The sequence below is a fragment of the Anaerotignum lactatifermentans genome, from assembly GCF_014982935.1.
Taxonomy (GTDB): Bacteria; Bacillota; Clostridia; order Lachnospirales; family Anaerotignaceae; genus Anaerotignum; species Anaerotignum lactatifermentans.
Genome location: NZ_JADCKK010000069.1, coordinates 1 through 12682, shown reverse-complemented (window position 1 = coordinate 12682; position 12682 = coordinate 1). Strand labels below are relative to the sequence as shown.

Below are 12682 nucleotides of genomic sequence, written 5' to 3'. Positions count from 1 at the left end.
GAATCAAAGCAAAGTTAAAGGGCTTGCCACCTGCAATTTACAGACAACAAGCCCTTCTGGCTTCTTAAACAATTTTAATTTGAAAATATTGTCTAACTTTTTGGGTTCAGTTCACTTTAAGGATTCCAGCTATATTTGTTTTCTTATAAGGTAATAGGATGTATTTCTCTTTTTAGTCCAGAACAGGTGCCATCAGTACTCTGCCTGTGCCGCGGAATACGTTTACCAGACCTTCGCCGGAAGCCGCAGAACCAATGAGCGTTTTGCCGGAGCGTTCTACAGTAAAGTCCAGACTGCCGCTCCATGCGATTGCCATATTCCCGTCGATTTTCAGTACGTCATCTTGAAGATTGATTTCAATCAATTCTTCTCTGGGGCAAGGGCATTCCAACGCTACCACGCCGCTGCCGCTTAAGCCAAGGTTGAACAAACCCTCTCCGCCGGCTACAGCAGAGGATAGATTAGACCGCATAACGGCTTTGTGTGTCAGATTGGAGTCGCAGGCAAGAAACAGACCATCTTCCAGAATCAGAGAGCCGTTCCAGTCTGCCACATCTTCTAGCAGAATGTATTTGTAAGTGGGTTCCAGCACCAAAGTGCCATTGCCAGTATATTCGGGTTTGATGGCAGATTCACCGGTTGCTTTTCCGCGGATGGCTTTGCCGAAAAGGTCGCCTACGCCTTTGATGCCTGTGGTGGCATTGACGTTGCCAACCATCCACTGCATAGCACCTGCCTGTAATGTGATATTGGCTTTTTTCAAATCACAAATGACCTGACGTCTGCGCACATTCATTTCAGAAGCGAAATAAGCCGTAGCTGCATTTGCAGGAGAAACACTTAAATCCCGCAGGTATTCAATGACGGTAAAAGGTCCCAATTCTGTCAAAACACGAATGTCATCATTTTCTAAAAGATTTTTGATCTGATACATAAATAATGCCTCCTTTACATCCATAAAAGGTATTATGATTCATACAATGTTACTTTACCATATTTTGTAAAATACAGCAATGACTTCGTTGCTAAGAAAAAAGTATTGGGGTGCGGGATTGTAATTTTATGGGGAATTGTTTATACTAAAAGCATGTAATTTGAAAGAAAGGATCATGGTGAATTATGGATCAGAAAATAATCGTTGCACTGGATGCCATGGGCGGGGACTTGGCACCTGTGGAAACCGTCAAAGGTGCAGTAGACGCAGTGAAAGAAATGAACGTGCTGGTAAAACTGGTAGGCAGAGAAGAAGATGTCAATCGGGAACTGGCAAAATATACATATCCAAAAGAAAAAATCGAAGTGGTGCATGCGGAAGAAGTCATCAGCACTGATGAAGTGCCTACTATGGCAATTCGCAAAAAGAAAAATTCCTCTATGGTTGTGGGTATGCAGCTGGTGAAAAATGGGGAGGCAGACGCCTTTGTTTCCGCCGGCAGTACTGGTGCCCTCCTGACAGGCTCTCTGCTTATTGTAGGTCGTCTGCCGGGCGTAGAACGTCCCGTATTGGGTACTTGCCTGCCTACCAAGAATGGCTTTACCTTCTTGGTAGACAGCGGTGCAAACGTAGACTGTAAAGCAAAATATCTGGAACAGTTTGGCAAAATGGGTTCCGTTTATGTAGAAAACGTATTTGGCAAGAAAAATCCTTCTGTTGCACTGGTGAATATTGGTGCCGAAAAGGAAAAAGGTGATAGCCTGACAAAAGAGGCTTATGAGCTTCTGGAAGTATCTGATTTGAATTTTGTGGGCAATATTGAGCCTAGAAATATTCCTTTTGGGGAAGCGGATGTCATTGTCTGCGACGGCTTTGTGGGCAATACCATTTTGAAATTCGCCGAAGGCTTGAGCAAAACATTGGTGGACATCATCAAGTCTGAAATCACCAAAGGCGCTTATAAAATCGCTGCGGCTATGCTGGTAAAACCTTTCCGCAATGTAAAAAAATATTTCGATGCAGACGAAGTAGGTGGTGCGCCTTTTATCGGTCTGAAATCTCTTGTGGTAAAGGCTCATGGCAGTTCCAATGCCAAAGCATTCAAAAACGCCATCAGACAGTGTGTGCTGTTTAAAGAAGCTGACATTGTAGGGAAAATTCAGGATAAACTGTAAGCAGTGTAATTTTGTGTACAAAATGGGAAAAAACTTCTGTTTTTCCAGGATTTCTGCTGACAAAATGTCGGAAATAGAGTATAGTATTGACAGAAAAGAAAAGAGGAGGTTGAAAATATGGACGAAACTGTTGTAATGCAGATCATTGCGGATCAGCTGCATATTTCTGCAGATAGTTTACGGGAGGAAACTTCCTTTAAAGACATCGGTGCGGATTCTTTGGACTTGTTCCAGATCATTTCTGCATTGGAGGAAGCCTATGACATCGAATTTGACAACGATGCGGCGGAGAATATGAAAACCATTGGGGATGCGTTGGATTATATCAGAAGAGTAGTGGAGAAGTAATATGAATTATTTGAATTTGGAAGAATTTGAAAAAAAACTGGGATATCATTTTGCGGATAAGCATTTGCTGCTGCTGGCATTGACCCATAGTTCCTATGCCAATGAAAATAAAAAAGGCAGTCACGAAAATAACGAAAGACTGGAATTTTTAGGCGATGCAGTGCTGGACATGGTGGTAAGTGAATATATGTACCGCAAATTCCCGGAAATGCCGGAAGGGGAACTGACCAAACTGCGGGCGGCAGTGGTTTGTGAAGGCTCTCTGGCAGGTCTGTCCAGAAAATTGGGTGTAGGCAGAAATCTGTTTTTGGGCAAAGGGGAAGAAAGTACCGGCGGCAGAAACAGAGATTCTATCCTTGCAGATGCTTTTGAAGCCATTATTGGCGCGGTATGTATGGATGGCGGTATCGAAGCCGCTTCTACATATGTTATGCGGTTTATGGAAGACCAGATTGCTCAGACAAAGACCAATTTCCGTAATCTGGACTGCAAGACCCATTTGCAGGAAATCATCCAGAAAATCAGCAAGGTTCCTGTACACTATGCCATTGTAGATGAAAAGGGTCCCGACCACAACAAAGTCTTTGTGGCAGAAGTGACCCACGAAGGCAAGGTGCTGGGACAGGGCAGCGGCAAGAGCAAAAAAGAAGCAGAACAGAACGCAGCCAATGCAGCATTGGAAAAAATGAAAGCATAATAAGAAAGCAGGTGATTGCAAAGGATATTCTTTTTCAATCACCTGCTTTTTTCGTGAAAAAAGAGCCGGACACTCTTGAGAAAGAGCCGGCTCTTTTGTTTTTGAGAAAATGTTTATACTTCTACCAGATCGTATTCTCTGGAACCAAAGCCCAAAGCGGCAGCGGCTTTAATGGTATGAACACCGTTGCGGCTTTCAATGCGTTCGATAAGGTGGTCACGACCGGGGTCATCAGCGGCATAAACCAAGTCCAGACAAGCCTGGTCAATGGCAATAGGGTCTAAGGATACCAGAATACCAATATCCTTCATGCAAGGGTCTTCAGCAACTGCACAGCAGTCGCAGTCCACAGACATGTTTTTCATAACATTGACGTAGATTACATTGCCTTTGAAGTATTCCACAACGGAAGATGCTGCATCTGCCATGGATTCCAGAAATGCGTCATGATCTGCTGTCCAGATTTTTTCCGGTTCCCCTGCACCGTGGATATAGGCTTTGCCGAAGGAAGATGCCACACCGATGGAAAGCTGCTTCAATGCGCCGCCGTAGCCGCCCATGGGGTGCCCTTTGAAGTGGGAGAGTACCAGCATGGAATCATAGTCTGCAAGATGCTTGCCTACATAGTTTTTCTGAATCTGTTTGCCCTTAGGGATTTCCAGCACCATATCAGGGCCTTCTGCGTCCATCAGGTCTACTTTGAAGTAGGCATCCCATCCGTGACGAGTCAGCAGCGCTTTGTGTTTTTCAGTGGTGTTCCGTTCGCCTTCATAAGCGGTATTGCATTCCACAACAGTGCCGCCTACAAAGTCGATGACAGGTTTCCAGAAATCCGGTTTCAGGAAATTCTGATTACCTTCTTCACCGGAGTGAAGCTTGATGGCAATATTGCCAGTGAGTTCTTTGCCAGCCATTTTATATAATTCCAGGACTTTTTCCGGTGTGATTTCACGGGAAAAGTATACTTTTGCAGCCATAGAAAAAACCTCCTTTATGACAGTTGTATTTTTTTATGGTAACAAAGTAGAAAGAAAATAACAAGGGATTGGGAAAAAAACAGAAAAAAACTGCCGCAGGAGATTTCCTGCGACAGTATGAAATATCAGCCTTTGCCGTTCCAGCAATAGGTGCAGACTTTGTCACGGTCAATGCCGATGGCATCCAGCAGACCATCCAGGGACTGATAACCCAGGGAGTCAAAGCCCAGTTTTTCACAGATGGAGCGGAGCATGCATTTGCCTCTTTCTGTGGAAGCGTCTGCGTATTCATCCAGATGTTTATGACCTTCGTCGCCTTCCAGTTCCTGTACGACGCGGCGTGCCAGCAGATCCATATCGGAGCCGTTGCTGGAGAAATTCAGATATTTGCAGCTATACATGATGGGAGGACATGCGGAACGCATATGTACCTCTGCTGCGTGAGAACGATAGAGGAATTCAACAGTTTCTCTCAGCTGTGTACCACGAACGATGGAGTCGTCCACAAACAGCAGCTTTTTCCCTTCAATCAGTTCGGGAACGGGAATCTGTTTCATTTTTGCTACCTGATTACGAACTTTCTGGTTGGCGGGCATGAAAGAACGAGGCCAGGTGGGTGTATATTTTACAAAAGGACGGGCAAAAGCTTTGCCGCTTTCTTTGGAATAACCAATGGCATGGGGGATACCGGAGTCAGGCACGCCTGCAACGTAGTCTACATCAGGCAGTGTGCCGTTTTTCTTTTCGTTTGCTGCCATGATTTCCCCGTTTTTGTAACGCATCACTTCGACATTGATGCCTTCGTAGTTGGAGTTGGGGTAGCCATAGTAGCTGAACAGGAACGCACAGATCTTCATATCCTTGCCGGCAGGATTCAGTGTTTCATAGCCGTCAGGTGTGATCTTAACGATTTCACGGGGACCAAGTTCATATACGTTTTCATAGCCCAGTTTGGTGTAGGCAAAGGATTCGAAGGAAACACAGTAGCCTTCGTGGTCTTTGCCGATAAGAACAGGCAGTCTGCCCATTTTATCTCTGGCAGCGATGATGGAATCATCTTCTGTCAGAATCAGAATGGTTGCGGAACCGTCAATCTGTTCCTGTGCATGGAGGATACCGGAAACCAGATCGTCTTTCTGGTTGATCAGTGCGGCGATGAGTTCTGTGGCATTGACTTTGCCGGAGCTCATTGCCATAAACTGGTGTCCATGGTCAGAGAAGTAGTTTTTGATGAGCTCATCAGCGTTGTTGATGACACCGACTGTTGTGATGGCATATAAGCCCAGATGAGAACGTACCAGAAGGGGCTGAGGATCGGAGTCGCTGATGCAGCCGATGCCGGAATGACCCTGAAAATCGATCAGATCTTTTTCAAATTTGGTACGAAAAGGTGTGTTTTCGATGTTGTGAATCTGGCGTTGGAAGCCTTTTTCCCGGCTGTGGATGACCATACCGCCTCTGCGTGTGCCCAGATGAGAATGATAGTCCACCCCGAAAAAGATATCAAGTACGCAATCCTGCTTGGAAGTTACGCCAAAAAAACCGCCCATGATGGTTCCTCCTTATGATTCTAAAAAATGATGGTATCTCTTGTTGCTCCAAAATTGATAAGGCATGCTGTGCATGCCATCATTTCTATTTTATACGAAAAAACGATGGAATACAACAAAAACAGCACTGGAAGATTTCACATAAAAACCGATTTCCAATGAAAATTTGCGGTGAAAGAAAGTCCAAAAGAAATAATGTTCGGGAAAAATGACGACGATTTAAAAAGGTGGGGGAAATCTTGCCCAAAAAGAAACCATGAAAAAAGCCGGAAATGAAAAATCATTGGAGAGTATCTATAAAAATGGAAAAAAATGTTTTCCAAAGAGGAGATGGAACAATGTCTTTTCCACGTATACCGTTGTGTACAGCTGTTTGGACAAGACTTTATCCCACCCACAAAAAACAGAAAGGCAAGTGTCCCGTCCATTTGATTGGAAAGACACTTGCCTGTTCTGTATACTGCTTATGCAGCGTTACGGCATGAAAGTTTATGGAAAGTGGACATCAGAAAGAGGTATGATGCCCAATGTAGCAGGCGATTCCAGCATCCAGATAAAGGCTCTGCAATGCGGTCATGGCTTCGTCTGTCATTTCGCCGCCAGTAGCATAATCATATGTTTTGCCCAGCTGTTCCCATTTGGTTTGACCCAAACGATGGAATTTCAGCAGGTTGATTTCAAAGAGATCATTTTCCTTCATAAAGGAAATGAGTTTTTTTGCGTTTTCTTCGCTGTCATTGTAGCCGCAGATGGTAGGCTGACGCAGCACCAGACGACCTTTCCAGCCGCTTTGTTTCAGAGCGCGGATGTTGTCCAGAATCAGTTCATTGCCTACGCTTGTTCCGGCTTTGTGTGCCTCACTGTCCATGTTTTTTACATCGATAAAGGCAAAGTCGATGTACTGCATCACATCCAGAAATTTTTCTCTGGGGAAATGTGCGCTGGTTTCAATGGCAGTATGGATGCCCAGCTTATGACAGTCCTTGAGGACTTCTATGAGGAAATCATGCTGTGTGATGGGGTCGCCGCCGCTGAATGTGACGCCACCGTTGCTGCCCCAGCTGCTGAAATCCCTGCGGAGGATTTGCAGGAGTTCCTCGCTGGTATATTCCCGCACACACTGTTTCAGTGCCCGGTTGGGGCAGATGGAGGTGCAGGGAAAGTCATGGCAGTCCTTGCATTTGTTCCAGTCTACCTGAGGGGGCTGTCCTGGCTCCATGGTGATGGCACCTGTGGGACAGACAGAAAGACATACGTCACAGCCTTTGTCCCATTTGCAGGATGCCTGGGCAAACATCAGATGCTTGCCGTAAATCCAGCTTTCCGGGTTTGCGCACCAACGGCACTGCAAAGGACAGCCTGTCATAAATACTGTGGTGCGGCAGCCGGGTCCGTCATGGACAGAAAAGGACTGAATATCGAAAATATGTCCGCGTGCATCCATAGGCTTACCCCCGTGCTGCTTTGTAGTGCTCACAGCAGAAAGCACCACATTTTGCATAAGTCCAGTTTTCTTTTTCAAAGCCTTTGCATGTGCCGATGCCGTGTTTGTCTGCATCTGCGAAGCATGCACAGTTGCCGCATACGGGCGCTGCCTGGAAATGACCGCAGGCGTCGCTGCCGTTGCCATCAATGGGAACGATCTGTTTGGAAAGGGCACACATGCCTTTCTCACAGTCTAAGTTGATATAGTTAATGCATTCTACATGTTTCATGGTTTCACGCCTCCACTTAAACTTCTTCATATTCGGTACGATAGATAACCTCATCCTGGATGGGTTTGCCGATTTCGCACCAGTACTGTGTAAAGCCAGCTACACGAACCATCAGGTCACGATACTGGTCAGGTGTTTTCTGTGCTTCTTTCAATGTGTCGGAGCTTACCACGTTGAACTGTACGTGGAAACCGCCTTTACGCATATAAGTACGAACCAGTTCCAGCAGTTTTCTGGTGCCCTGTACGCCCTGAACAGAAGAAGGATGCAGTTTCAGGTTCATCTGTGCATTCTGGTTCTGAGAATGATCGTAAACGGTTGCAGATTCAAAGAGGGCATAAACACCGTTTTTGTCTGTGCCGGGGGCGGCAGATACGGAACCGTCGGAGTATGTGGTGCCTGCTAAGCGACCATCGGCTGTTGCCAGTGTGATGAAGCCCTGAGGACCATGGGTGGAAACGGAAATCTGGCAGAGATATTCCGGTTTGCCAAAGAAGGACTCCAGTGTAGGCAGATAATGCAGCAGGTACATGTGGTAATCCCGCAGCAGCTGGTCTGCATAAGGATCTGCGTTGCCGTATTTCGGTGCGTTGATGCAGTCTGCAAAGATTTCAGCGTATTTCTGAGCGTCGTCTGTGCTTTCGCGATAATCGGGAGAGAATACGCCGGTGTCATAAGCGGTGCGGAAACCGAAGTTATGCAGCATCGCATCTGTCATTTCTTCCAATGTATATTTCTTGGTGTCGTATACGTTTTTCTTCAAAGACGCCAGAGAGTTGATGAATGTGATGGTACCGCAGGATTCAAAGTTGATGCAGGCGTTATAACGAGCGCCACAGTTACCGATGTGCTGACCTTTCTTGAAGCAGTCCGGTTTCAGCAGGGAGTTTACGGCAGGCATGTTGTATTTGCGCCATACGTCCATCTGAATGTTGTTGACTTTGTTTACAATGCGGTTGCTGATGTCCAGATATTCTTTCCACTGATCCAGCAGTTCATCAAATGTTTCCAGTTTCTTGTTATGAGGAGGGAATACCTGTTTTCCGGTACGTTTGTCCACGCCGTTTGTCAGTACCAGTTCCAGAACCTTCGGCAGACCTGTGAAGTGGATACCGGTGCCGCAAGTAGGGGAAGCGCCGCCGGGGATCATGGTCACTTTGCCGTTGTATTCCAGAGGCAGGAAGCAGCCGGGTGCAGATTCCAGACAGCCGCCCAGACACCATGCACGGGCATCATACAGATCCATACCTTCGGGACCGTACTGACGGAGCATGAAGTTCATGCCCACCTGATTGTTCATCCATGCAGGATAGCCCATGCCCAGTTTGGTACAAGCGGCAGCTTTCATCAGGAAGTCCTCAGGCAGCTTTTCATCGTAAAGGATGGAAAGGGTAGGCTGAGGTGTCTGCGCACGCATACCTGCTTCGATGATGAGGTATTCCAAAGGTGTAACCGCAGACAGACCATCGTAGTTCTGACCGCCCAAAGACAGGTTGTTGAATGTGTTGCTGGAAAGAACGCCGCCGGATACGCCAGCAGAAGCAAAACATTCGATACATGTGATCTTGATGCGGTACAGTTCCAGCAGTTCCACAACTTCTTCTTCTGTGGTGGTGCCGTCAGCGATGTCTTTTTCATAGAAGGGCTGCAATACCTGACCCAGACGACCGATGGACTGACCAGACTGAGGGTCTTCGTTTACAACGCCCAGATGCAGACACAGTGTCATCTGCAGTGCTTCACGGAATGTAGAAGGACGTTTGTGAGCGATGTTGTGCATTACCTGTGCGATTTCCAGATAATTCTTTTTGTATGCTTCATCTGGTTCGCAAGAAGCCAGATCTTCTGCTTTGCGTGCGTAGTTTTCGCACCACTGGCTCAGACCTTTGACGATTTCTTTCATAGCAGCATAGTAGTAGCCGCGGCTCATGCCCAGAACCCCGTCGCCTCCAGCTTCACCCATGGTTTTTGCGATTTTTTCATCGCACAGTTCCAGAATGCCGTCAAAACCGTACTGCAAAGGCATGTAATAGTTCATAACTTCACGACCCTGAGGAATTGCGAAGGAGTCGAACATAACCAGAACGCTGTCCATGATGTTCTGGAACTGTTCAAAGCCGGGAAGTGTTTTTGCATATTTTGTGGAAATATCTTCTACGGAAATGCCGTCCCAGTATTTGGATACTTTTACCAGAACAGGGATGTTTTCTTTCCGCATACCAAATTTTTTTGCAATGGAGATGACTTCGCCATAGCTTTCTGTAACGTTGCCGCCGCCGGCGCCAACAACAGAAACGGAGTCAGCTTCGTTTTCAGCAGGCGCTTCTGCTTCTTCCATGAGGGATTCCGCAAGGGAATTGAAGAAGCTTGCACAAACCCAAGGGAAGGGGAAGGCACCACGCAGATGTTTTGTCTTGTTCATAACAAGTTTTTCATAAGGCAAAATGGTAGGTGTGCTGTGTGCCAGAGAAGCGGCAACGGCTTTTGAACGGCGTACTTCCAACAGATCGCCGTCATTTTCCCACCATACACGGTTGTACCAGTAGGCACTTTCCATATCTGCGGTTACTTTCAGCAGATAATAGATGTCCATGATACGCTGGAAGCTCTCAGCGGCAGCGGGAATATCCTGCTCCTGCACTTCCTTTAACTGTTCATCAGTGATACCTCTTGCTTTGAGGATTTCTTGTAATTTCATCTCATTACTTTCCAAACTTTTTCAACCTGCCTTTCTGTGAATGATGATGGTTTTATTATGGCAGGCATACATGCTTTCGTTAAGTGCAATTTGCACTATTTGGAAAAATATGATAAACTATTCACAAAATCAAAAACATATGAAAGGAAGAATTTGTATATGCATGAGAGAATCTGGGCGAACTGGCAGGATTTTGTAGGAAAATTGGATATATACCCCATGATTAGACCTTATCTGGAAACAAGTCAGATCACCATTCATGAAGTTCCTGCCAAGACATGTATTTCCAATGCAGCCGATGAGGGATATCGCATTGTTTATATTTTGCAGGGGTCTGTGAAAGTTGTCAGCCTGACCTATCGCGGCATACGTATTTTGCTGGATGAAATTGGCGTGGGCAGCTTTTCCGGCCATATCAGCCGTATGCGTGGTTATAGCTTCGATGCCAATATCATTGCGGAAACTCCTTGTGTTTATCTGGAATTTCCAGATCAGCTTTTCTGCCAGCTCATGGAAAATCCGGCGTTTGCCCTGGAATTTTACCGCAGTACCAGCAGCCGTACCTATCAGATGTATCGGAAAGTCTTTAGTCTGACGCTTTTTACAGCAGAAGAAAATACGGCGATGTATTGTCTGATGCATCCTGCAAGACTGCAAAGCTATACGCTGGATGAAATTTGCGAAGAAATCGGCATCAGCCGCCGCAGCCTTTGTTACGTACTGAAAAAATGGAGAAAAGAGGGTATATTAAAAGGTAAGGAAAAACGAGATCGAATTGCTGACCATGAGCAGTTGATGCAGATTGCAGAGCATATCCGACAGTTTTACGATATTCCATAACGAAAAAATAGAACAAATGTTTGTATATTTTCGCTGTTCCCCTATACTTTAGTATTTAACTGTGATATACTTTTTGGTAGTCGATGAGCACATAGAAACAAAATGGATGTTTATATGGTGCTTTGCAGTCAGAGGCTTGACTGCATGAGAATGATTTGTGTAAACGGAGGTGTGTCATGGACAAACCATTTAAAATACATTCCAAATTTCAGCCTACTGGTGACCAGCCACAGGCAATCGAAAAAATCGCCGATGGATTTCAGAATGGATTGAAATTTCAGACTTTGGTGGGGGTAACGGGTTCCGGGAAAACCTTTACCATGGCAAACGTCATTGAAAAAATACAGAAACCCACGCTGGTCATTGCCCATAATAAAACATTGGCAGCCCAGCTTTATAATGAATTGAAGGAATTTTTCCCGGAAAATGCTGTAGAATATTTCGTTAGTTAGAATGAATATGGAAGTAGAAGGGACAAAATATAGGGTATTTTGTTGAATTTTATTCTATATATAGTCTTTTGCTGGACGAAATGGAGCAAATAACACTCAATAAAAAATAGAGGTTAGTGACCAAGATTCGTGTCGAAAAATGCGTTATCACGATATGGAATTCTTAGTTCGAAATGTACTATGTGGAATGTAAATTACTATAAATGACGAGGAGTGTTTGTCATGGAAGAAGTAAATGTTTACAACACATATGTTACGAATGATGAAAATAAGAAAATCTATTATTTGGATGTAGATGAAATTTCTGATTTTCCAGACCATCCATACCATGTAATTGAAGATGAAAGTTTAATGGAACTTTCCGAAAGCATCAAAAAGTATGGCGTCATGGTACCCTTGATTGTTAGATTAGTAGACAACAAGTATCAGATGGTGGCAGGGCATAGAAGAAAAGCAGCTTCTATTTTGGCAGAACAATACAAGGTTCCCTGCATAATCAAGGAGTTAAGTGATGAAGATGCCATCATTACGATGGTTGATTCAAATATCCAAAGAGAAAACATATTGCCATCGGAAAAAGCATTTGCATATAAAATGCGAATGGATGCGATCAAAAGAAAAGGTGGCAGACCAAGAAAGAATAATGTTGTGCCACTGGCACATAATTTTCAGAAGAAAACTTCCAGGCAGTTGATTGGTGAACAGGTGGGAGAAAGTCAGGATCAGGTTCGGCGATATATCCGTTTAACATACTTGATAAAACCAATATTAGATATGGTTGATGAGAAAAAAATAGCTCTACGTCCTGCTGTGGAACTCTCTTACTTATCTTCTGAAAGTCAGGGAATATTACTGGAAGTAATGGGACAACTTGACTGCACACCAAGCCATGCACAGGCAATTCAGCTGCGAAAGTTGGAAGAAGAATCAGCATTATGTTTCTTTACTATAGAGCAGCTATTGTCAGAGCAAAAAGGCAATCAGAAAGAGCAGTTAAAAGTGCCTTTGGAAAAGATAGAAAGATACTTTTCTCCGGGGACTTCCCCAAAAACTATGGAAAAAACAATTTTAGAAGCACTAGAGATGTATTATAGATTAAAAGTGCAAGAAAGAAGAAAAAAGTAAATATTGGAATAGAAAAAGTGCTGTCCGAGCGATTTATGGAGGGCACTTTTTAGTACCATATAAGTGTAAGAGATAAAGCATATCATTTGTGCTTTACCCTCTGCACTTATTTTTTTATGATAAGGGAGTAATTGGTCTGGCGAGGCTCTTTTTGGATTAATCACATCCGTC

At 44.7% G+C, this 12682-nt stretch carries 11 protein-coding genes and 1 pseudogene; 6 read left to right on the top strand and 6 right to left on the bottom strand.

What is annotated here, in order from left to right; translation table 11 throughout:
- Positions 1-172 precede the first annotated feature (172 nt).
- Positions 173-934, bottom strand: coding sequence for an AIM24 family protein (locus INF29_RS12605; RefSeq protein ID WP_072853305.1), 762 nt, complete (start codon positions 932-934; stop codon positions 173-175).
- A 185-nt stretch (positions 935-1119) separates the two neighbouring features.
- On the opposite strand from INF29_RS12605, the gene plsX reads away from it, so the two are divergent.
- From plsX to rnc, 3 genes are all read left to right on the top strand, one after another.
- Positions 1120-2109 carry a phosphate acyltransferase PlsX gene (gene plsX / locus INF29_RS12600; protein WP_193486983.1) on the top strand — a complete coding sequence of 330 codons (990 nt, stop codon included), beginning with the start codon at positions 1120-1122 and terminating at the stop codon, positions 2107-2109.
- Positions 2110-2226: 117 nt separating this feature from the next.
- A complete protein-coding gene (locus INF29_RS12595) occupies positions 2227-2457 on the top strand; it encodes an acyl carrier protein (protein ID WP_193486981.1) in 231 nt (76 codons plus the stop codon).
- Position 2458: 1 nt separating this feature from the next.
- Positions 2459-3154, top strand: coding sequence for a ribonuclease III (gene rnc, locus INF29_RS12590; protein WP_022364222.1), 696 nt, complete (start codon positions 2459-2461; stop codon positions 3152-3154).
- Positions 3155-3267: 113 nt separating this feature from the next.
- Here rnc and INF29_RS12585 read toward each other — a convergent pair whose 3' ends face one another.
- The 5 genes from INF29_RS12585 to hpdB form a co-directional block, all read right to left on the bottom strand.
- Positions 3268-4131 carry a DUF362 domain-containing protein gene (locus INF29_RS12585; protein WP_193486979.1) on the bottom strand — a complete coding sequence of 288 codons (864 nt, stop codon included), beginning with the start codon at positions 4129-4131 and terminating at the stop codon, positions 3268-3270.
- Positions 4132-4256: 125 nt separating this feature from the next.
- Complete coding sequence (locus INF29_RS12580; protein ID WP_072853297.1) at positions 4257-5681, bottom strand: amidophosphoribosyltransferase; 1425 nt, start codon at positions 5679-5681, stop codon at positions 4257-4259.
- A gap of 505 nt (positions 5682-6186) precedes the next feature.
- Positions 6187-7125 carry a 4-hydroxyphenylacetate decarboxylase activase gene (hpdA, locus tag INF29_RS12575; RefSeq protein ID WP_193486977.1) on the bottom strand — a complete coding sequence of 313 codons (939 nt, stop codon included), beginning with the start codon at positions 7123-7125 and terminating at the stop codon, positions 6187-6189.
- Positions 7126-7129: 4 nt separating this feature from the next.
- Entirely contained in the window at positions 7130-7396 is a 267-nt protein-coding gene (hpdC, locus tag INF29_RS12570) for a 4-hydroxyphenylacetate decarboxylase small subunit (protein ID WP_022254655.1), read from the bottom strand.
- Positions 7397-7412: 16 nt separating this feature from the next.
- Positions 7413-10094: a 4-hydroxyphenylacetate decarboxylase large subunit gene (hpdB, locus tag INF29_RS12565; protein WP_193486975.1), complete on the bottom strand. Its 2682-nt coding sequence runs from the start codon at positions 10092-10094 to the stop codon at positions 7413-7415.
- 159 nt (positions 10095-10253) lie between these two features.
- On the opposite strand from hpdB, the gene INF29_RS12560 reads away from it, so the two are divergent.
- The 3 genes and pseudogenes from INF29_RS12560 to INF29_RS12550 all read left to right on the top strand — a co-directional run bounded on the left by INF29_RS12560 (position 10254) and on the right by INF29_RS12550 (position 12511).
- Positions 10254-10934, top strand: coding sequence for a Crp/Fnr family transcriptional regulator (locus INF29_RS12560; protein ID WP_072853291.1), 681 nt, complete (start codon positions 10254-10256; stop codon positions 10932-10934).
- Between the two features lie 176 nt (positions 10935-11110).
- A pseudogene (locus INF29_RS12555) lies at positions 11111-11383 on the top strand (DEAD/DEAH box helicase family protein); the annotation flags it as partial.
- Positions 11384-11608: 225 nt separating this feature from the next.
- Positions 11609-12511 (top strand): ParB/RepB/Spo0J family partition protein, encoded by a 903-nt coding sequence (locus tag INF29_RS12550; RefSeq protein ID WP_193486973.1) that lies wholly within the window; start codon positions 11609-11611, stop codon positions 12509-12511.
- The last annotated feature ends 171 nt before the right edge of the window (positions 12512-12682 follow it).

Coding starts and splice junctions, on each gene's coding strand:
- INF29_RS12605 (WP_072853305.1), bottom strand. CDS start 934: ATGTATCAGATCAAAAATCTTTTAGAAAATGATGACATTCGTGTTTTG.
- INF29_RS12560 (WP_072853291.1), top strand. CDS start 10,254: ATGCATGAGAGAATCTGGGCGAACTGGCAGGATTTTGTAGGAAAATTG.
- INF29_RS12550 (WP_193486973.1), top strand. CDS start 11,609: ATGGAAGAAGTAAATGTTTACAACACATATGTTACGAATGATGAAAAT.
- INF29_RS12585 (WP_193486979.1), bottom strand. CDS start 4,131: ATGGCTGCAAAAGTATACTTTTCCCGTGAAATCACACCGGAAAAAGTC.
- INF29_RS12580 (WP_072853297.1), bottom strand. CDS start 5,681: ATGGGCGGTTTTTTTGGCGTAACTTCCAAGCAGGATTGCGTACTTGAT.
- plsX (WP_193486983.1), top strand. CDS start 1,120: ATGGATCAGAAAATAATCGTTGCACTGGATGCCATGGGCGGGGACTTG.
- rnc (WP_022364222.1), top strand. CDS start 2,459: ATGAATTATTTGAATTTGGAAGAATTTGAAAAAAAACTGGGATATCAT.
- hpdB (WP_193486975.1), bottom strand. CDS start 10,094: ATGAAATTACAAGAAATCCTCAAAGCAAGAGGTATCACTGATGAACAG.
- hpdA (WP_193486977.1), bottom strand. CDS start 7,125: ATGGATGCACGCGGACATATTTTCGATATTCAGTCCTTTTCTGTCCAT.
- hpdC (WP_022254655.1), bottom strand. CDS start 7,396: ATGAAACATGTAGAATGCATTAACTATATCAACTTAGACTGTGAGAAA.
- INF29_RS12595 (WP_193486981.1), top strand. CDS start 2,227: ATGGACGAAACTGTTGTAATGCAGATCATTGCGGATCAGCTGCATATT.